The following is a 20,671-nucleotide window of genomic DNA, read 5'->3' as shown; positions in this document are numbered from 1 at the left end:
GTTCTATTCGACCAATTATACTGACGAGAGTCAAGTGGCGAGACTCAAGGCACCCTTGGAAGCGATTTGTGGAACCTAGTCTCTTGGATATCCAGTGCTAGATCCACAGTGAGACGAATTGTCAGTTCGTCCTGCCCACTAACCAAGGAAATCATTGATAGTCAGTCCACCATCCTGCTCACAGAGGAGATCGCTTTGTCCACGCCGCGATCGAACCAGAGTCCGGCGACGAGAAACCCGTATGCGAGTACCCAGAAGATGAGGTGGCTGGAAGAGACACAGTGGCCATCGGAAGTCTCGAATCCGATCATCGGTGATGGAATTCCCAGCAGTTCACCAGTCGAGAATACGAAGTCGGGAACCGGACCCAATTGTCCACCAGTCGTGCTAACGAGACAGCCAACACCAGCGGTACTGACGGCGAGGAAGAAACAGACGATACCACTCACCAGTAGACCGCCTGCTGCTTGGCGAATACGGTCAAATACGACCCGCGAAACGACAACCCATGAGATGGCGAGCAGGAGTATCGTGTACCCTGCCCACACGAGTTCCATCTCACCAGATCCACGTGAATTGAACAGGATCAGATAGAGATAGCTCAGTTGAAGAGCCAAGCCCATCAAAACACATCCCAAGATAACACCCAAACGAAGGGGCCAAGCATACCGTACAGGTGTCCTTCCCATAGGTCTCGAATGTCAGCCTTCCATTATAAATGACAGCACTAAATCTGCTCAGTGTAGTTCCTGTACTGAGCAGTAGCTTCGTCAATTCGCAGCTGGAATAGCTTTGCTTGAATTCTCTATGGACTCTTCAAACGGAATCGGGGTCGAAATCCTCTAACTCCTCCAGCTCGTCTTCGGTGAGGTCGTCCGATAAATAACGCCGACCGAGATCACTGATACGATAGTATCCTCGATCATCCGTACGCTCCACCAAACCGGCAACACGAAGAACACGGATCCGATCTCTGACGGTACTCGCCGCTTTGGTCGTATTCTTGGCGATATGGGAGGGTTGTGCCTCGAACTCGTCGAGTTCGTGCCCGTCTAGAAATTCGAGGATATCGACGTCGCCGATCGTGATCCAGACAACTCGCGCTCTCATTCTTGGAGTACACTACGATACAGCGTGTGTACGGTCACTACCCATGGCTTGATAAACCCTCTCCAAGCCTGGATTCCACACCAATATACCATATTAGTTATCTATAAAGGCAAGGTTGGTCTGAATACGATACTGTATGATTGTCTCAGTGTAAGAATTAATACACAGAATTGCTAGTAGTTGGGTTAGCTTTATTACACTAGGTTCAAACGTTGCCACTAGGAAACCAGTGCGCCAGGGAAAGGCCGCCTGACCACCCTTTCCTTCTGGCACTGCCCAATTAAGTCTTCGGCCGAGAGTGGCATCTCTGTCACTCCTCCGCCGAAGATCTACTTGGGGAGTGTAGGGCCACCCACGGTGGCCAGCGCGAAAATCACGATGGACGTCGGACGTCGATACGAGCAGTCGGCGTCTGAGCGACTGCACGCCGAGAGTTCACGTGCCTGGTGGTACGAACGGGGTTCGATTCCCCGACGTGAAATGTGGTGCGGCGCGCGCCCCTTCCCTGCCAGGAGAACGGCGCGCACCGGGCCCTCGATGAGCCATGTGTACGAACGAAATTCGAGCCCCTAACTCTAACGGGGCACGGTTCGACGGAATCGCGAACCAGACTCCAAGACAGTCTGGGAGGTATAGCCCGTGACGGCAGACGGTTTCTCGGTCGACGAGCAGCAGTGGAATCGCCTACCAGCGGAGTGGGCGTCCGGCGGCCGTCACCCGGACACGCGGGGATATGCGCGGTATTTCGCCGTGTCGTATCGCGTCACTCCAGAGGGTGATGTCGCCGTCCGGTACGTCCACCCGGACAACGCGCTGGCGATCGTGAGGACGTTCGCGGCGTGCCCGCACGAGGGTCGGGCTGTGCCGACTGCCTTGGTCGACGAGACAGCGGAGTGGCCGAATAGCGTCCCTCATATGCCACAGATGTCGACCGACGGCAGCTACTGTAAGCCCGAACGCGAGTGGCTCTGGGACCTACACAGAGGATACCTCGAAGATCACACGCAGTACACCGAGGACGGAACTGACGGCCCTGGTAACCGAGATGGAACCAGCTGTCTGGATCTGACTGCCGACGGTGGCATCGAGAGAGACCATCTCTCTGCCCCGGAGCCAGCGAGTCTAGGTGGCGGCGGTGATTGGAATGAGTGACGACCTGGAGCCGCTTTCGCCGTTCAAAGCCGTCGACCTGTACCTGAAGCACCGGGAGTCGGAACTCTCGGAGAAGAGCCTCAGCAACCAGCGCTACCGACTCGACTCTTTCGTCGAGTGGTGCGAGAAGAACGACGTCGACAATCTGAACGACCTGACCGGCCGCGACCTCCACCACTACCGAACCTGGAAGGGACAGGACGTGAACGCCGTGACGCTCCGCGGCATTCTGGCGACACTCCGGAAGTTCCTGGAGTTCTGTGCCAGCATCGACGCCGTCGAGTCTGGGATGCGCGAGCGAGTGATGCTTCCCGAACTCGACGAACAGGAGGCCAGTCGAGACATCCAGCTCTCCGAGGATCGGGCGAACGAAATTCTGGACTATCTCGACGACTTCGCCTACGCCAGTCGCGACCACGTGATCGTGGCGATCCTGTGGCATACGGGAATTCGGTTGGGGACGCTCCGCGCAATCGACCTGGACGACTGGTTCTCGGACGAGCAAGCGCTACAGATTCGCCATCGACCGGAGACGGAAACGCCGCTGAAGAACGGGAAAGCAGCGGAACGGCAGATCGCCGTCGGCGAGTACTACACGCAGGTTATCGACGACTACGTCGAATACCATCGCTACGACGTCGTCGACAATCACGGTCGGCGTCCGCTGATCTCCAGTGAGTTCGGCCGGCTGACCGCGGCTCCCATCCGACGGACGCTCTACGACTGGACCCGGCCCTGCGTTCTCGGCAAGGAGTGCCCGCACGACAAAGATCCAGACTCGTGTGATGCAGCGAACTACCGGGAGAGTTGGACCGAATGCCCGTCGTCGCGGTCGCCCCACGCCGTCCGTCGGGGCTCGATCACCTGGCACCTCCGCGAAGGTGCGCCCGAAGAGGTCGTCAGTGATCGGATGAACGCGAGCCGCGAGGTCCTCGAGGAACACTACGACGAGCGCTCGGAGCGCGAGCGGATGCAGCTGCGTCGCGAGCTTCTCGACGAGGTCAACGATTCACGATCCGACTAACCATGACTCGACACGAACCCACCATTACGGCGAACCGTCAGGACACCACGCCCCCGCGAGTCCATAATTTCTGCGTCTCTCACCGTTTCCGAGCGGTGCGGTTCACGATCCATCCCGACTATTTGGGCACTTCTGTTCTCAATACTGAAACCGGCTGACGCCGCCTCGACCGGTCGGTTCACCGAAACATACGGTAGATTTATGATTTTGAAATCCAGATTGTACGTACTATGAGAGTGCGGAGCGTTGATATTTTCGGGGATGACAGGGCAGCTTCGAATCTAGTGGGTATCGTCCTGTTGATCGGGATGACCATCGCGGGGGCATTGCTGGTCGTCGCCATCGGGTCGACAGCGCTGGACGAGGCCCAGCAGGACAGCCAGATGCAAGTCGCAGAGCAGTCGATGCAAGAAGTCTCGTCACAGTTCCTGGAACTCAAAGCCGCCGGTAACGGGGGGAAAGCGTCGTTCGAGATTCCGGACGAACTCGGGGGTGACGTTTCGGTTCAAAATACGACGACGGTCAGACTCGAAGCCAACGGGAATCAGAGCTGTTCGACCGGACCAGTGGGGATGGGAACTGTCGTCTACGAGAGTTCGAATCAGGGTGTCGTGGGATACGAGGCTGGCGGTGTCTGGCGAAAGCAAGGGGAGAGTACGTGGATGGTCTCTTCGCCGGACATCGAATATCGGAACGGAAGACTGGCACTCCAGATCTCTGATATGAGTGGATTCGCAGCTGGTAGCGGGGAAATCACGGCCAAAGTAGACGAGGAACGCTCCAGGTTGCTGAGCGAGAACATTTCCCGGTCCATGTACGTGAACAGGACCGCCCGGGAACTGGGCAACGGTGTCGGACCGGTGGCCGAGACCTGCCAGCCGGGGAGCATCGAGAACGTGACGCTCAGTGTCCAGGGGAGCCAGTTCGCCCGTGCCTGGTACACCTTCGCGCAGAACAACTTCGACGACCGGCGCGTCTCCGTCGAGGAGCAGTCCATCGTCAGGGCCGGTGACACCGTCAATATCACCTATCTCCTGGGCGATCGCCAGGACCCCGAGTACCGGATTACCGAAGTCACGGCACCGGCGTCTACGAACGACGGGACCGACATGAGCATGGACGTGACGGTCGAGAACGTCGGTGACTTCAACGGGACGGCGCCGATCACGCTGCTCAACACGACCGGCGGCGGGCCGCCGGCGGAGTTCGACAGCACGAAACAAACGATCCCGGCGGGTGAGAGCGAGACGGTGACGCTCACCGTCGACGCGGCCGATCTCAACACCGGTGGCAACCCCGTGGTCGACTACACGGCCCGGATCGAGGTTCCGGACGACGAGGAGGAGGTCCGATTCGTCGTCGGGACCGGGTCGCCGGCCGACCTCTCGATCCAACCGCTGACGGCACCGCCGGACGCCGAACTCGGTGACGACAGGGAACTGGACGCCGTGATCGAGAACACCGGTGGGATGCCGGCCAGTAAGACGGTCCAGTTCTTCTACGCGGGCGAACACATGGCCGAACGGACGGTGCGAGTCGACGACGGCGACGACGAACGGGTGACGTTCGACGTGCCGACGACCCGAGAAGGCGTAATCCCGCTCCGCGTCGCGCTGAAACACCAGACCGACTCGGATCAGGACCGTTCGACGACGATCGAGATCGGTGATCTGCCGGACTTCGAACTCGTCAGCACGTCAAGTCCGTTTCAGGTCACCCAGAACAGGCCCTACGAGATCGACGCGACGGTCGAAAACGACGCCTCGAACGACGGGACGCGCCCGATCGACATCGAAGTCAGAAACGCCACGACAGGCGCCACCGTCTACAGCGAGCGCCGGTCGCTCTCGCTGAACGGCTACGAGACGGATACGATCACGTTCCGTAACGACTCCGGGATCGCGACGCCCGGGCTGTACGAGTACGTCGTCGAGACCGACTCGGACAGCGAGACCGGCACCTTCAGGGTCGGCTCGATCGACGAGCCGTTCTTCGTGACGGTGCAGACCGATACGGATCGCTCCGTCGTCCAGCAGAACGGTGATTTCAACATTACCGGTGTGATCAGAAACGCCGGCGGGCAGACTGGGACTCAGGAGGTTACCGTCTCCTTCGACGGCAGTGAGATCGCGTCGCGGTCGGTGACTCTCGACCCCGGTAATGGGACGGATATCGGTCCGATCGAACAGTCCCTCTCCGGAATCGCTCCGGGCGAGTACCAGTACACCGTCGAGACCGACAACACGTCGGCGACCGGCCAGATTCAGGTCGTCGAGGAGTTCGACGGCGACTTCGACAGCGGCGACTCGACCATCCAGATCAACCGGAGCATCACCGCCCGGCTGACAGTGCTGGGGACCGAACTGAGCGGGATCGTCGAGGAACGGCAGTGTGAACAGGATTACAGCTACTGGGAGGGGTGGCACTATGACTGTGAGGATGTCCCCTCCGAAATCATCCGTGGGCCGGTCGAGATGGCCATCTACACGGACAACGATACGGCACCCGACGAGTACCATCGGGTCTGGGGTGACAAAGACCTCAACACCCCGCATACTCGACAGGACCAGATCTCGGGCGCGGACTACCTGAGCAAGGAGATCACCGTCACGGCGACCGAGGAATCCACGACCAACGTGTCCGTCTTCGCGGAGTCGTTCGAGTGTGGCTCGTGGCGGGACTCGGGGATCGATCGGAACGTTTCCGGATACGAACTCGACGCCCTGGCCTGTGACGAATCCGATCCCGAATCACGTATCGCCATCAACCAGGACGAGAACCCCTCCAATCTCGTCATCCGAGAGGACGGCGAGCGGGTGCCCGCGTACGGACAGGCCGGTCCGGAGCAGCGCGACGTGCGCGAGATCCTCGGCGACCTGATAACCGACGACGGGTATCTCCAGCTCGATGACGACCAGATGGCGCTGTTCTACGAACTCTCCGAGGAGAACGCGGATCCCGACGACGCCATGGACACGAACGAGGACCCGGACTACAACGACGCCGTCGTCCTCTTCGAGGTCGTCGCCGAGAACCACACCGCGACCGTCCCCGGCCGGACCGACATCGTGATCAACGACACGCGCGGCCCCGCGACCGTCGACCCGGGCTACGACGAGAGCTTCGAGGTGAAGGTCTGGAACCGGGGCGGTGACACGGTCGACGACTCGGTCGAGATGGCGATCGACGGCTCGAACGCGGGATCGACGGACTTCTCGCTGGCCGGCCGGGAGAGCAAGTGGGTCGAGATCGACATCCCGAGCGGGCTCTCAAGCGGGACCCACGGGGTCGAGTTCAGCATCGGGAGCGACGACAACGAGACCGCCTTCCGGAACCTCTACGTCGGCGAGGCCGACGGCCCGTACTTCCTACCGAACGTCGAGTCCTTCGAGGGGACCGTCCCGCCCGGCGAATCGGCCGAGATCGAAGCCCTGGTGACCAACGTCGGCGACAACGAGAGCACGCAGGACGTGACCGCGACGGTCGTCGAGACCTACCACGGGCTCTCCGTGAGCGACGTCGCCGACCCGAGTCAGACCTGGTCCGACCTACACCTCGGCGCGGGCGCCGACGACTCGAAATTGTTCGGCTTCGAGGCGAGCGCCGAGGGGACCATGCGCGTCCGGATCGCCACCGAGAACGCCTCGACGGCGGTCAACGTCACCGTCATGGAGCCCCGACTCGACGTCAAACGGGCGATCGTCGGCGACCAGACTTACCGCGACGGCGACGCGATCGTCAGCACGAACCTTGAGTCACTGACCGTCGACGTGGGCAATCCCGCGGAGATCCCCCGCTCCGGTGACGTGGAACTCCACATGCGGGAGGACGGGGCCGGGAGTTTCGAACACATCGACACCTCGGACTCCATCACGCTCAACGGTAACCGCACGCTCGTGGACCTCGATCTCACTGGATCGAACCCGCTCGGGCCGGATCTGAACAACAAGACGGGCGTCTACGAGTACGAACTCCGGAGCAAGGCCGATGGCGAACCGGGGAACGACGACGTGCAACGCGGTGAGATCCAGATCGTCGCCGCCGACGAAACGAATACGACGGCCGACGCCGACTACATCTCGGTCGACATGAACCAGATCGAACTGGGCTGACGGCACGGCCCCAGACGCGGTAGGCGTTCACCGTCCGCTGTCGCACTGTCACTGCCGGGTCGACCCGGCACGAAACCCGATCCCCCTTCTAGAGGACCGTTCGCAGTTCGATCGTCGTCCGTCGGAGGTACGCGCTTTCGAGGTCGCCGCCGCCCTCGCCCTCACAGGTATATTTGCCGTTACCTTCGTCGTTCCATCCCGAGCGCTCGAAATACCGTGCCCACGATTCGGTGACCTCCGTTCCGGAGATATCGACTGTCACGCGTTCGGCGTCCGCCGGATTCCCCTCCGGGAGATACAGACCGGTGTTGGAGTCGTCACGTTCACCGTACAGTTCGAGGTTCCCACCGGAGGAGACGCTGATGTCTCCGACGAGCCGCGGAACCGAAAGCAACGCGGCGTCGTCCGAACAGTCGAACACGGGCGGGTAATTCATTAGTGAACTCTGTCTTTGATCCCGGAACACGGCCCCGCCCTCGTACACCAACTGCGTCTCCTCGCTGGAGGGTCGGTAGACGAGGGCGTTCATCTGAATCGTGTCAGTCGTCGTTCCACCACCGTCCATCTCGAACGTGAACGTCATCGACGAGTCGACCAGGTTGACCTGGCCACCGTCCACGCCGAGTTCGACGGACCGACCGGGGACGGTCTTCCGATGGATGTCTTCCAGTGTCTCTGCGACGCCCTGCATCGAACGCTCGCCGCTGTTGACCCGCTCGTTCTCTCGGAGGTCCTCGAGGGCGCCCACGCCGCCGATGTAGACGATCGTTGTCCCACCGATAATGATAGCGAACGTCAGTGTAAACGCGACGAGGTCGGAGACGGCACGGTCTCGATCAGTGAGTCTGTCGATCATGGTTTATCTGTCGGAAGATTCGATGGTGAGGCAGTCCGCGTCGGGATCGTACACGACGCGAAGCGGCCCACTGGTGATAGTTCGCTCACAGATTCGGGTGTCGTTTCTGAACTCGACGAGTGTGACCACGTCGGGCGTCGTCATGTTCGCGTACAGTGCGGACCGGTTGCCGGCACGGTTGACGAGTGCGATGTCGTAGTTCTCGCCGGCGATGTGGGTGGGCATCGATGCCACCGAGGCCACCTCGCCGCCGCGGCTCCGGTTGGCAAGCCGGTCGACGCTTTTCAGATCGTTGGCGGTGCTCTCGGCCACGTTCTGAAGGCCCTGTGTCGCGACTCGCTCCTGTTGTCGTTCGAGCAACCCGCCTGCCCCGATCAACAGGCTCGCGATGAGCAGCGCCGTGATGCCGAGCGTCAGCGAATGTGTGAGCGCGACCGACGCCCCACGAGTGTCGTCTCGGAGCCCCATGGTTACCGCGCCCCCGTCTCGTTCAGGACGACCGTTCGGTTGTAGGTGACGTCCCGTCGCTGATAGTAGATTTCGACGGCGGGGCTGACCACGGTCGCGTAGGTTTCGGGTTGGTCCCCGATGCTGCCCGGGAGCGTCCCGTTCGCAGAGATCGAGTAGGTCCCGGTCAACGCCGTCCTGGACGGCTGGTTCTCGAACCCGATGTCGTACGGCGTCGAGACGCCGTCGGCGAACGTCACCTCCTGGGTTCCGCCCACCCTGAGCTGGCCGTCTTCCTGCAAGACCAGCTCGAAGGGGATCGTGAACACCCCGACGGTCGAGGAACTGCTCGGGGTTTCCTCTCTGACCTCGACCGGTCCGGTCGGCGTCTGTTTCTCCATCACGAGTCGCCACTCCTCGCCCGCATCGTTCTCGACAACGAGGGTCGTCTCGGGCGAGGCGCCCGACCCGGAGCCCTCGACGGTCAGGTTGAACTGCGAGACCTCGGTGGTGTCCTCGATGATCGTGGGGTCCGAGACGCACGTCCCGCCCTGTTCGAGCGTGAACCGTGGGTACTCGTTCCCGTCGTCACAGGTACCCCGGCTCGTGGCCTCGGTCTGCCGGATGGTCGTCCCGTTCACCGAGTCGGCCCCGTCGAAGACCACTCTCGTGTAGACGATGCCGTTGTCGAAACTCAGGTTCGTGTAGTGGCGGCTGTACAGCGAGATGTTCTCGCGGAAGGCCGTGACGAAGTCTCTGGTCGACGGGTCGATCTCCGTCCGGACCTCCCGAACGAGGGTGTTGAGGTCGCTCTCGATCACCCCGACCGTCCGTTCGGCCCCGCCGAGGGCATCGTCGTTGCTCCGGGCCCCGATGCTCTCGTCGAACGCCAGCCCGTTGATCAGGACCACGGTCCCGACGACCACGAGCGCGATACCGACCGCGCCGACCAGCAACAACTGTCCTCGATCGTCGGAGTCGGGTATCCTCACCATACGACCAGCCGCACCTCCACGATGTTGTACAGCGGCGAGTCGTCGTCGATGTCCTCCTGGATGAAGTAGGCGCCGCCGGCCGCCTCGACGGTCGTCCCCGTCGCCCCGCATTTCGGCTGATCCGGGTCCGTTCGGTCGACGACGCGGGTCCGGTCGTCGTCGTATATCGCGATCGTCTTGGTCGCGACGGCGGCCGAGTCGGTCGGAGCGATGACGCCGCTCGTCGGGTTGCTGCTGCTCGACGTGACCGAGATGCGCTCGCGCTCGCCGGACGGTGTCAGATACGTGAAGTAGATGTTGTAGTTGTGGCCGTGTCGGTCGAACGTCTGGTTCAACATCCGCTCGAACGTGGTCGAGCCGTTGTCTATCTGGCTCCCCGTGAACGTATCCGCCGATCCGTAGGTACATCGCACGACACGGCTGAGCGTACCGTTCTCCGCTGCAAGATCGAGCATGTCTTCCGCGCGCTGCTCCATGTCGTCTGACTGTTGGGTCGTATCGCTCGTCCAGGGACCGACGTCGACCACTTGCAGGCCGACGAGTACCGCCGTCACGACCAGTACGGCCGAGATAACCCCCTCCAGGGTGTACGCCTGTCCCCTCGACCCTCGGGTTCCGTCGTTCATGTCTATCACCAAATTCGAACTAGCAGCCAGCAGGTCGGATTACAGTGGTTCGACCCGCTCCCGGACAACCGAACGACCCGGGTCTCTTGCACGACCGCCTGCCCCAGGTTCGGCTCCGATCCGTAGGAGTGTCGCTCGCCGCCGTCGACGATGGGCGTCGGTGTCCCCGTCGCGTTCAGCTCCGAACTGTTGATGAGCATGACGTTCACGTTCGGCGGTGCGAGAGTCTTCGTCTGCGTGTTCAACCCGGAGCGGTTGCGGAATCGCTCGAACCCATTTTCCGTCGACAGTTTCTCGTGGATTCCGTCGGGCTCGTCGTATCTGAGCGTCTGTTCCCGGCCGTCGACGCTGTACGTCTCGACGAGGTACGTCGCGGCGCGGTCGGCCTGGGAGCGTTCGACGCCGCCCAGATCCGCCCCCGTCGAGCCGAAGACGCTCGGCACGTACCCGAAGACGAACAGGACGGTGAGAAGCAACAGGCTCACACCGACCAGGTAGTCCTGCGTCGTCTGTCCCCGTTTGTTCCCCATCCAGTCTCACCCCACCGCCATCCACGTCACCAGTGCGATCGTCGGCAGGATGACGGCGAACTTGACCCCCGAGATCAGGTCGACCTCGCGGATGTACCCCGCGATGAACGACGAGAGCACCGCCTGGAGCGTCACCGCGTGGAAGAACAGCACCGACAGCAGGCCGGTGTCGACGCCGCCCCCGAACTGGCCGCCGCCGGCCGCCGCGGAACTGCTGCTCCCGCCACTGACCTGGTTGGTCAGGCCGGACATCACGTCGAGGAACTGCGTCTTCAGCAGCGCCATCACGCCGAGTAGCGTCAGGTAGGTCATGATGATGATGACCACCTGCATCCGGGTCCGGGACTTCCGGTCGCGGTCGATGTCGTCCTGGTTCTCCGAAGCCTGTGCCGCCGTCGTCAGCACGTCCTCGATCTGACTCGACGCCTCCTGTGCCTTGCTGATGAGCTTGACAGTCCGGGCGACCCGCGGGATGTGGTACTTGTTGTTGAACTCCCGCATCGCGTCTTTCAGGTTCGTCCCGTAGTTGACCTTCGCGTACATTGTCTCGAACTCGTCGGCCAGTTTCCCTGAGGAGGTCTCGGAGACGACGTTCAGCGACTCCAGCAGGGTCATCCCGGTATCGTTCGCACTGGAGAGTTTCCGCAGGTTCTCCGAAAGCTGGCTCACGACGCCCCGCCGCGAGCGGACGTTCCACTCGTAGAAAATCATCAGCGGGACGAAGTTGATGTACAGCGGGACGTAGAACCAGAAGAACGTCGACCCGACGGGGTTGTCGACGAATCCCTCCGGTGACAGCGGTGCGAACCCGTACAGCACGCTCAACACGAGCGCGATGATCGAGAACGGCACCGTCAGCGCCAGTACGACCGTCGGATTGTCCCGGAAGAAGATGTGTGGCTTCCGGAGAATCTCGGTCAGCTCGTGGGAGCGTTCCCGGCCCTTGATCTTCTCGAAGACCCCGTAGTTGCCGGTGTACTTCTCGACCAGACCGAGGTTCAGCACGTCCAGACCCTGCCGGACGACCACGTCGTCGCGGCCGCCTTCGGGCCGGAGATAGCCGTCGCCGATCTCGTCCTGAGTGACCGTCGAGACCAGCACCAGGAAGCCGATCCCGGTCAGCGGGATCAGCCCGTATACCGTCCCCAGCAGGAGGAACTGCTGGGAGTTCCCCATCATCGACATGATGACGAGGATGATGATGAGAAGGAGGGGGAACAGAGAGAGCGTCATGTACATCTCCCCGAACAGCTCCATGGTTTCGAGGACCTGCTCCTGTTCCTGTTTGGCCGTCCGCATGTGTTTCTCCTTCTGGTCCTCGAGGAATCCGGTCATGTCACCCCCGGAGTCGACGATGGAGAGCATGTCCGTCAGGAACTGCGCCAGTTCGTCGCTTGGCGTCTGCAGTGCCTGATTGCGGATCGCCGTCCGGTAGTCCGTGTCGAAGTACTCGGTCTCCAGCACGATGGACTGGAACTCCTTGGACACCTCGCCGTAGGTGTCGTCGGCCCGGGCCATCGCCTGCAGAATCTCCAGTTGGTTGAGGCCCCCGACCGACAGTGCGTACATGAAAGAGATCGAATCGGACAGCAGAACGTTGATCTCGCGTTTGCGAGCGCCCGCACGGAAGTAGGGAATCGACACCATCGAGCCGAAGCCGATGCCGAACCCGATCAGCCCGAAGACGATGCCGGTGACGAAGACCAGAAACGGAATCTTCAGCTGCAACATGATCTCCGGGATCTGGCTCTCCGAGAGCCCGAGCAACACCGGTGCATCGGGCAGGAACAGGGCGAAGATGAGATAGCCCAGCAGCGAGCCGACGATCCACAGCGTCAGCCCGGCGAGCGCGCCCACGCCGAGCGCGCGCGAGAGGAACAACTCGACGTTCTGGGGCATCCGGGCCTGGGCCAGTTTGTTCTCGACGCTGTTGACGAAGTCGCCCTCGTCGTCGAACAGGGACTCGTAGAGGGGGTAGAACGTGTCCCCGAGGGTGCTCGTGGAGCTGACCGTCCCGCCGCTTCGCGTGTCGAGGCTCATGCTAGTCCCCTTCCTCTGCTTCCGCGCCGGCCTTGGTCACGAACTGCCCGAAGTCGATCTCGGCGTCGTCCTCTTCCTCCTCGTCGTCGGGGACGATGTCCTCGTCGGTCTCGATGCCCGATAGCGCTTTCACGATCTCGGGGGTCTCCATGCTCTTGTACCGGTCGAACAGCGGCTGGGCGTTGTCGAGGATATCGCTCGTCTCCTCGCTGATCTCCTCGCCGGCGTCGGGCCGGGGGACCATCTCCTCTTTCTTGGGGTCGATGTTGATCTTGACCGACTCCATCTCCCGGAGGTCCTCGAGGCTGTTCTCCAGTTTGTCGTGGGCGATCAGCGTCAGTATCGTGTCGGGGTCGTTGATGAACGCCTGGATCGTCGCGGCCACCTGCTGGTAGGTGTTGATGTTGTTGTTGATGAGGTAGGCCAGGACGACCTTCCGCTTGAACAGCTCCTCGTCGAGTCGCTCCTGGTTCCACCCGCGGTCGAACTTGATCTCCTCCAGGGTGTTGGACTGGCCCATCTGGATGAACGTGTCCGTCTCGGCCTGCCACTGGTAGACGTCCCTGACGTTGATCTCGTCGTTCTCCGCGGAGTACTCGTTGATCTCGGTCAGCGTCTTGTTCCGGCGGACCTTGCGCCCGCCCGTCCGGGTCTGGGTCTGGATCGAGACCAGATCGAGCGCGGTGAACAGCGTCTTCGAGACGTTGATCGGTTCGGTCGTGAACCGCTTGATGACCTCGCCCACCGAGTCGGCGTGGAACGTGGTGTAGGTGGTGTGCCCCGTCGACATGACCTGGAAGAGGGTCCGACCCTCCTCACCACGGATCTCACCCATCACGATGTAGTCGGGACGCTGACGCAGTGCGGCCTCCAGCAGGTCGAACTCGTCCACGTCACCGGTGTCGTCCTCACCGAAGGAGGGCCGGGTGACGCTGGCGACCCAGTTGCGCTGGGGCAACTCGACCTCGCGGGTGTCCTCGATGGAGACGATCTTGGCGCTGGAGGGGATGAACAGGGAGACCGCGTTCAGGCTGGTGGTCTTCCCCGACGCCGTACCGCCCGCGAAGATGAGCGATTTGTTGTTCTCGATGCAGAGCCAGAGGAAGGCCATCTCGTCCAGCGAGAAGGTGTTCCAGTTGATCAGGTCGATCGGGGTGAACGGGACGTCCTTGAACTGACGGATGGTGTAGTTGGTCCCGTGGTCCGAGACCTCCCGGCCGAGGGTGAGCTGGGCACGCGAGCCGTCCGGGAGGGTCGCGTCGACCTGTGGCTGGCGTTTGGAGATACCCTTGCCGGAGCGCTGGGCGAGTTTGACCACGAAGTCGTCGAGTTCGCTTTCTCCGTGTTCGACGTTGGAGATGATCTGTTCGTAGTCGGTGTGGTAGACGAACACCCGGCTGTTGTACCCGTCACAGGAGATGTCCTCCACGTTGATGTCGTGTTTGACGGGGTCGATGCGTGCGTACCCGATGAAGTTGCGCTTGAGGACGTACAGCAACTTCTCGACCTGATACTCGCTGAGTGTGTCGGGGTCCTCTTCGAGGATGGCCGGTTCCGGTCGGGCCGAGATGCCGGAGAGATCACCGGATGCCGTGGCGGGTAACTCGACGTCCATCCCCATCATCTGCTTGAACTTGTCCATCGTGCCCAGATCCGACTCGACCGTGGCGTCGTCGCGCAACAGGTCGTACCGGTCGAGCAACCGCTGGGCCTCGCGCTGGATGACCTCCGCTCGGTCCTCCTCACTGCCCTCGACGACCACGTCGTCCTCGGAGTACTTGATCGCAGTCCGGAGTTTGCCCGCGAGGAAGTCCTGTAACTCAGCCTCGATGGGATTGAGATGTGGTTCGATGACGTAGTACTTCTTCTCGTTTTCTTTCTTCGAGTGGAAGATGACGACGCAGGCGTAGGGTTTGTTCACCCAGTAGCGTTCGAGTTCCTCGAAGTGGGACTTCTTCGACTCCGGGACGGACTTCTCCAAGTCGTACCGGTTGACGACGGTCGTTTTTCCGTCGACCGTCGAGAAGAACATGTCCTCGTCGAGGTCCTCGTTGACGTCGACGGTTCGCTCCTCGACGACCTCGTCCAGTTCCGAGGCCAGCCCCTCACCGAAACTCAACACGCCCTCTATCTCGTCGGGGTCGAACCCGAGCGCGTCGGCCGGGTCGAACTCCTTTTGCTCGCCTTCCGAGTCCGTCGGCGGCTGTCCGTCGGTGTAGTAGTACTCCTGTTTGTAATGCTCCCACTTGTAGTGGTCCTTGACGACGGGTGCCTTCGACGGATCCATGAACTGCCCGAAGGGTGCGTTCAGGCCCTTCGCGGCGCTCGCACCCTGGATCAGTTTGTCCTCCGTCTTCCGGGGATCGAACCCGAGAAACTCCGTGCGGTCGAACGGGCCACCGGTGTGGAACTCGCGTCGGAAGTCCTCCCACGTGTACTCTCCGACTGTGGCACGCTCGACCCGAGCGAGCACCTCCTCCGCGTCGGCGCCCTCCTCGGCGTCGACGGGTTCGGTGTCGCCCCCCTCTTTGTCATCGGTTGCCATTGATCATCACTCTGCTGTTAGGAGGGAAAAAAGTTTATGTCGACATTACCAGCCGTAAGCCGGAATTACGAACGGTGCAGACGCCCTCTAACGGACCTATCGTACAATCTAGGCGTTTATTCCGTGTTCCTGACAGACGATTTCCGATCCCGCGCCGGGCCCGCGAATCCGCCGATAACCTGTCAGTCTATGAACTCTTCGATGCGATTCAGGGCCGTTTTGAGCTCGTCGAGTCCGGTCGCGTACGACACGCGGAGGTGGCCGGCCCCGCCCGCGCCGAACACGTCGCCGGGAACGACGGCCACTTTCTGCTCCTGGATCAGGTTCTCGGCGAAGGCCTGACTGTCGTCGGTCGGACACTCCGGGAAGGCGTAGAACGCACCTGCGGCCTCGAAGCAGTCGATGCCCATCTCCGAAAAGCGCGAGAGGACGAAGTTCCGGCGACGGTCGTACTGTTTTCGCATATCGGCCACGTCGTCGTCGCAGTTCTCCAGGGCATCGAGCGCCGCGTGCTGGGCGGTCGTCGGAGCCGACAGCATCGTATACTGGTGGACGCGGTTCATGGCCGAGATCGCTTCGGCCGGCCCCATCGCGTAGCCCAGTCGCAGGCCCGTCATGGCGTAGGCCTTCGAGAACCCGTTGAACACGACCGTCCGCTCGCGCATGCCCGGGAGCGTCGCGATAGAGGTGTGGTCGTGTTCGTAGGTCAGCGCCGCGTAGATCTCGTCGGCCAGCACGATCAGGTCGTGCTCGCGACAGAAGGCGGCGACTTCCCGGAGTTCGTCGCCGGTCATCGTCGCGCCGGTCGGGTTGTTCGGGTAACAGTAGACCAGTGCGTCGGCCTCCTGCGCGCCGGCGTCTTCGAGCACCTCGCGGGTCAGTTTGAACTCGTCCTCGGCACGGGTCGGCACCGGCAGCGGCTCGCCGCCCGCGAACTTGACGCCGGGCACGTAGGAGACGTAACTCGGCTGGGCGACCGCCACGGTGTCGCCGGGGTCGACCAGCGCACGGAAGGCCAGGTCGATCCCCTCGCTAGCCCCCGTGGTGACGAGAATCTCGTCGTCGGGGTCGTACTCCAGCCCGTACGACCGGGTCTGGTGGCGGGCGATGGCCTCCCGGAGTTCCCGCTTCCCGCGGTTGGCGGTGTAGGAGGTCTCGCCCCGTTCGAGCGATGCGATGGCGGCGTCGCGGGCGCTCCAGGGGGCCGAAAAGTCCGGTTCGCCCACGCCCAGCGAGATGAGGTCGTCCATCTCCTCGGCGAGTTCGAAAAAGCGCCGGATGCCCGACGGCGGCACGCTCTCGACGCGGTCTGACACCTGCATGGTTACGGGGAGACCGAGAGGCGGTCGTCGTCGTCGCCGTCACCGAAGACGATGCCCCGCTCCTTGTAGGACTCCATGACGTAGTGGGTCACCGTCTGCGTGATCTCGGGGACGGGCGCGACCTTCTCGCTGATGAACCGCGAGACCTCGCTCATGGAGTCGCCCTCGACCTCCATGTCGAAGTCGTAGTCGCCGCTCACCAGCCGCAGGCCCTCGACCTCGGGGAACTTCGCCAGCCGCTCTGCGATGTCGGCGTAGCTGGTCTCCCGGTCGAGCGTGACGTTGAGTTCGACGAGGGCACGCACGCGCTCGTCGTCGAGTTCGCTGTAGTCCAGCACGGCCTGGTAGCCTGCGATGACGCCGTCGGCCTCTAACTCTGCGATCACGTCCTCGACTTCCGCGGGGTCGAGGTCGGTCTGACGCGCCATGTCCTCGGCGGAGTAGCGCGCGTTCTCCCGGAGCAAGGCCAGTATCTCGGCGCGACTGCTCATACCTAACCCCACCAGAGCGCGGACTAAAGACTTGCTATCCCGCCGGTCGATCGCTCCGTTCGCGGTGTGTGTTAGGGTTTGACCGGGACTCGGCAGTGAATACCGTTCCTAGCTTTAAATCATCGTCCGCACAACCGTTAGGCGAGCTATATGCAGAGCGAGACGCAAGCTACCAGCGGCTGGGGGTTCGTTGCGGACCACGACTCGATGGCGACGATCATCGATACGCTACTCGACCTCGATCCCGAGGCGACCTACACCCGTTCGGAACTGGCCGACGAGACGGGAATCGCGCTGAAGACGCTCCACCTGATGGACGACGTGGACGGCGTCGTCGACCTCGGGATGCTCGAGAAGCACCACCCCGAGGGCGAGGAGATCTACTACACCGTCAACGAGGACAGCGACGTGCTGGCGGCCGCCCGCGAGTTCGACCGCACGGTCGAGGAGAACCGCTAGTCCCGCTCCCGCAACTCGGTCCGCCGGATCTTGCCCGTCGTCGTCTGCGGTAACTCGGCGACGAACTCGATCTCGCGGGGGTACTCGTACTCGGCCAGCCGATCCCGGACGAGGTCGCGGATCTCCGCCCGCAACTCGTCGCTTCCTTCGACGCCTACCGCCGATTCCACGTAGGCCTTGATGATCTCGCCGCGGGTCTCGTCGGGGACGCCGACGACGCCCGCCTGTGCAACGTCGTCGTGTTCGAGGATCGCTTCCTCGACCTCCATCGGCCCGACGCGATAGCCCGCGGTGATGATCACGTCGTCCTTGCGCGATTTGAACCAGATGTACCCCGCCTCGTCGCGCTCGGCGAGGTCGCCGGTCAGGAACCACTCGCCGACCTGCTTCTGTTCGGTCTTCTCGGGGAGGCCGAGATACTCGTCGAAGAAAACCGACCGATCGTGGGGCCGGACGGCGATTTCGCCAGTCTCGCCGCGATCGAGGCGCTCGGCCTCACCTACGTCGGCGGCCTCGGGGTCGAGGATGGCCACGTCGTAGCCCGGGAGTGGCTTACCCATGCTCCCCGGCCTGGTCTCGAACCACCCGGAGGAGTTGGCCACCACGAGGTTGAGTTCGGTCTGGCCGTAGTACTCGTTGACCGCCACGCCGTCGAGCTCTTCCGCGGCCCAGTCGAGGATCTCGGGGGTCAGCGGTTCGCCCGCCGCCGCGATGGTCGAAAGCGAGAGGTCGTACTGTTCGGTCGGATTCTCCACGTCCATCAGCAGCCGGAGCGCGGTCGGGGGCATGAACGACTGGGTCACGTCGAACCGCTCCAGCAACTGGAAGGCGGCAGCGGGGTCGAACTTCCCGCTGGGATAGGCCACCATCGTCCCGCCGTGGTGCCAGGTGGCAAAGAGGGTCCCACCGAGCGCGGACCCCCACGCCCAGTCCGAGGGGGTCCAGACCGTCGCGTCGGGTCCCAGTCCCCGGTCCATGTAGTTGTACGAGGCTGCGGCCCGCCCCAGCCAGAGGGCGTGGGAGTGGAGGACGCCCTTCGGCGGCCCCGTCGACCCGCTCGTGTAGAGGATCGCGCTCTCGGTATCCGGCGTCGCATCGTAGGGCTCGACTTCCGTGCCGGGATCGGCCAGCGCGTCCGGGAAGGACAGTACGTCGCCCGACGGCGCGTCGGTCTCGATCTCGATTACGTGCTCCAGCTCCGGACAGCCTGCACGGGCCTCGTCGACCTCCTCGCGGACCGCAGGGTCGACGACGACCGCAGTGGCCTCCGCGTCGGCCAATCGGTACTGGAGCGCGTCGGGGCCGTACAGCACCGACAGCGGTACTGACAGCGCCCCCAGCTTCCAGTTCGCCAGGTGAGTGATCGGGTTCTGTGGCTTCTGGGGGACGACGACGCCGACACGATCCCCCGGACCGACGCCGAGGTTCCGTAGGCCGGCCGCGAGCCGGTCGGATCGATCGTCGAGGTCTCGGAACGAGTAGCTCGCTCGCTCGCCGTCGGGCGTCAGGTACTCCAGTGCGGTGCTGTCGGGGTCGTCGTGTTTCCGCAGGAAGTCCACCGCCGGGTTGTACTCCTCGGGCAGGTCCCACGCGAAGTTCTCGCGGGCGGCCGTGTGAGTGTCGAAGTCCGGCATCACCGTCCAGGGCATGCCCGAAGCGTCACCGTCCATCCCGTTTCACCTTTCGGTTGCTGCAATCCGGCCGTCCGTCCAGGGGGCCGGATCAGGGGCGGTGCAGTATCGACCCGTCCACGGGGCGGAGCACGCTGGCTTCAACGTCGACGCCGGGGCTGTAGTGGACCAGCGGCTCACCGGCGGGCTCTTCGAACCCGTTGGCCGCGAACAGGTCGTTCTCCCGTATCTCCAGTACCGCCCCCTGGAGCGGCCACGGCGGATGGTCGACCGGGCCGACGTACACCCGGTGGCTGTCGTCGGCGACGTAGAAGCGGTATCGCTCCGTGAGGAAGTGTTCGAGCGTGCCGGGGTCGGGCTCGGACGACTCGCCCGTGGGCCGGTACGTGGCGTCGAAGCCCGCGAGCGGGGCCCCGGGGTGGGTACGGGCGCTCCGGAGCCGGAAGCCGTCGGCGGTCTCGGTCACGTCCATCTCCGCCCGGTAGTAGGGCAGACGAAAGAGGCGGCGGGCGAGGGTGACACCCAGTCGGTCGTCGGCGTCGAGGTTGAAGAAGTAGATCCCCGGTCCGTCCGGGCCGTCGACGTAGGTCCGGAGGTTCAACTCGGGGAAGGAGAGCCCGACGGGCGCGCCGCGGGGGCGGATCGACGCCATCCGGAAGCCCACGACACCGAGGTAAGCGTCGCCCTCGTACGTGTCGGCCGAGAGACCGTCCGGGAGTTTCGCGTCGACGACCGCCGGTTCGACGCCCCAGTGGGCGAAGAGCACGTCGGCCCAGCGCATCTCCAGCAGCGACGGCGCGTTCATGCTCGGAGGTCGGGTCTCTACGCGTTTCGACCTGTCGGCCGGGGTGATCGGAAGCGATATATCGCTCGGTTTGCCCTCTCGAAACGTGAGCTATCTCCTCTGGGCACTGCTGGCACTGCTGGCGTACAGTCTCGTCGCACCGCTGGTGAAGATCGCGACGGCGGAGATACCGAGTACCGTGGTGCTTCTGATCTCGAACGGGATGCTCGTCCTCGTCGCGATGGGCGTCGTCCTCGCCACCGATACGCCCGTCGTCCAGCACCTCTCGCAGGACCGGGCGATATACGCCTACGGCGCGGGGATCGCGCTCGCGGTCGGCATCCTCGCGTACTACCGGGCGCTGGCGGCCGGCCCGGTCAGCGTCGTCGTCCCCATCTACGGCCTGTTCCTCGTCACGAGTTCCGTCCTCGGCATCGTGATCCTCGAGGAGTCCCTTACCGCCCGGAAGATGGCCGGAATCGCACTGGCCATCGGCGCAGTCTACCTGACCGCCGTCGAGTAACTGACTCGACCCTTTTTGTCGACC

General features: G+C 62.9%; 18 protein-coding genes. 5 read left to right on the top strand and 13 right to left on the bottom strand.

Features of this window, described 5'->3' with window-relative positions; all coding sequences use genetic code 11:
• Positions 1–161: 161 nt before the first annotated feature.
• Entirely contained in the window at positions 162–557 is a 396-nt protein-coding gene (locus BV210_RS02375) for a hypothetical protein (protein ID WP_157525756.1), read from the bottom strand.
• A gap of 259 nt (positions 558–816) precedes the next feature.
• Positions 817–1,110, bottom strand: coding sequence for a hypothetical protein (locus BV210_RS02370; RefSeq protein ID WP_077205094.1), 294 nt, complete (start codon positions 1,108–1,110; stop codon positions 817–819).
• A gap of 639 nt (positions 1,111–1,749) precedes the next feature.
• On the opposite strand from BV210_RS02370, the gene BV210_RS02365 reads away from it, so the two are divergent.
• From BV210_RS02365 to BV210_RS02355, 3 genes are all read left to right on the top strand, one after another.
• On the top strand, positions 1,750–2,262 hold the full coding sequence (locus tag BV210_RS02365) for a hypothetical protein (protein WP_077205093.1): 513 nt from the start codon (positions 1,750–1,752) through the stop codon (positions 2,260–2,262).
• The gene (locus BV210_RS02360) at positions 2,255–3,286 is read left to right on the top strand and encodes a site-specific integrase (RefSeq protein ID WP_077205092.1); all 1,032 of its coding nucleotides are present in this window, start codon (positions 2,255–2,257) and stop codon (positions 3,284–3,286) included. Before BV210_RS02365 ends, BV210_RS02360 begins: the two co-directional genes overlap by 8 nt.
• Before the next feature lie 284 nt (positions 3,287–3,570).
• Positions 3,571–7,398, top strand: a complete 3,828-nt coding sequence (locus BV210_RS02355; protein ID WP_077205091.1) for a hypothetical protein — start codon at positions 3,571–3,573, stop codon at positions 7,396–7,398.
• Positions 7,399–7,486: 88 nt separating this feature from the next.
• On the opposite strand, the gene BV210_RS02350 is transcribed toward BV210_RS02355, so the two are convergent.
• The 9 genes from BV210_RS02350 to BV210_RS02310 form a co-directional block, all read right to left on the bottom strand.
• Entirely contained in the window at positions 7,487–8,254 is a 768-nt protein-coding gene (locus BV210_RS02350; RefSeq protein WP_077205090.1) for a hypothetical protein, read from the bottom strand.
• A gap of 3 nt (positions 8,255–8,257) precedes the next feature.
• Positions 8,258–8,722 (bottom strand): hypothetical protein, encoded by a 465-nt coding sequence (locus BV210_RS02345; protein WP_077205089.1) that lies wholly within the window; start codon positions 8,720–8,722, stop codon positions 8,258–8,260.
• A gap of 2 nt (positions 8,723–8,724) precedes the next feature.
• The gene (locus tag BV210_RS02340; RefSeq protein ID WP_077205088.1) at positions 8,725–9,696 is read right to left on the bottom strand and encodes a hypothetical protein; all 972 of its coding nucleotides are present in this window, start codon (positions 9,694–9,696) and stop codon (positions 8,725–8,727) included.
• On the bottom strand, positions 9,690–10,322 hold the full coding sequence (locus BV210_RS02335) for a hypothetical protein (RefSeq protein WP_077205087.1): 633 nt from the start codon (positions 10,320–10,322) through the stop codon (positions 9,690–9,692). Before BV210_RS02335 ends, BV210_RS02340 begins: the two co-directional genes overlap by 7 nt.
• 5 nt (positions 10,323–10,327) lie before the next feature.
• Positions 10,328–10,852 carry a hypothetical protein gene (locus BV210_RS02330; RefSeq protein WP_077205086.1) on the bottom strand — a complete coding sequence of 175 codons (525 nt, stop codon included), beginning with the start codon at positions 10,850–10,852 and terminating at the stop codon, positions 10,328–10,330.
• A gap of 6 nt (positions 10,853–10,858) precedes the next feature.
• Positions 10,859–12,892, bottom strand: a complete 2,034-nt coding sequence (locus BV210_RS02325) for a type II secretion system F family protein (RefSeq protein ID WP_077205085.1) — start codon at positions 12,890–12,892, stop codon at positions 10,859–10,861.
• 1 nt (position 12,893) lies between these two features.
• Positions 12,894–15,437 carry a type II/IV secretion system ATPase subunit gene (locus BV210_RS02320; protein WP_077205084.1) on the bottom strand — a complete coding sequence of 848 codons (2,544 nt, stop codon included), beginning with the start codon at positions 15,435–15,437 and terminating at the stop codon, positions 12,894–12,896.
• A 182-nt stretch (positions 15,438–15,619) separates the two neighbouring features.
• Positions 15,620–16,759: a pyridoxal phosphate-dependent aminotransferase gene (locus BV210_RS02315; RefSeq protein WP_077205083.1), complete on the bottom strand. Its 1,140-nt coding sequence runs from the start codon at positions 16,757–16,759 to the stop codon at positions 15,620–15,622.
• 2 nt (positions 16,760–16,761) lie between these two features.
• On the bottom strand, positions 16,762–17,250 hold the full coding sequence (locus BV210_RS02310) for an Lrp/AsnC family transcriptional regulator (RefSeq protein WP_077205082.1): 489 nt from the start codon (positions 17,248–17,250) through the stop codon (positions 16,762–16,764).
• A 150-nt stretch (positions 17,251–17,400) separates the two neighbouring features.
• On the opposite strand from BV210_RS02310, the gene BV210_RS02305 reads away from it, so the two are divergent.
• Entirely contained in the window at positions 17,401–17,709 is a 309-nt protein-coding gene (locus tag BV210_RS02305) for a hypothetical protein (protein WP_077205081.1), read from the top strand.
• On the opposite strand, the gene BV210_RS02300 is transcribed toward BV210_RS02305, so the two are convergent.
• Both BV210_RS02300 and BV210_RS02295 read right to left on the bottom strand, forming a co-directional pair.
• Positions 17,706–19,358, bottom strand: coding sequence for an acyl-CoA synthetase (locus BV210_RS02300; protein WP_077207940.1), 1,653 nt, complete (start codon positions 19,356–19,358; stop codon positions 17,706–17,708). The genes BV210_RS02305 and BV210_RS02300 overlap by 4 nt on opposite strands.
• Positions 19,359–19,431: 73 nt before the next feature.
• Positions 19,432–20,145 carry a YqjF family protein gene (locus BV210_RS02295; protein WP_077205080.1) on the bottom strand — a complete coding sequence of 238 codons (714 nt, stop codon included), beginning with the start codon at positions 20,143–20,145 and terminating at the stop codon, positions 19,432–19,434.
• A gap of 85 nt (positions 20,146–20,230) precedes the next feature.
• Between BV210_RS02295 and BV210_RS02290 the strand changes: the two genes are divergently transcribed.
• Complete coding sequence (locus BV210_RS02290; protein ID WP_077205079.1) at positions 20,231–20,647, top strand: EamA family transporter; 417 nt, start codon at positions 20,231–20,233, stop codon at positions 20,645–20,647.
• The last annotated feature ends 24 nt before the right edge of the window (positions 20,648–20,671 follow it).

Source organism: Halorientalis sp. IM1011 (assembly GCF_001989615.1).
Taxonomy (GTDB): domain Archaea; phylum Halobacteriota; class Halobacteria; order Halobacteriales; family Haloarculaceae; genus Halorientalis.
This window is presented reverse-complemented; position numbering and strand designations above follow the sequence as displayed.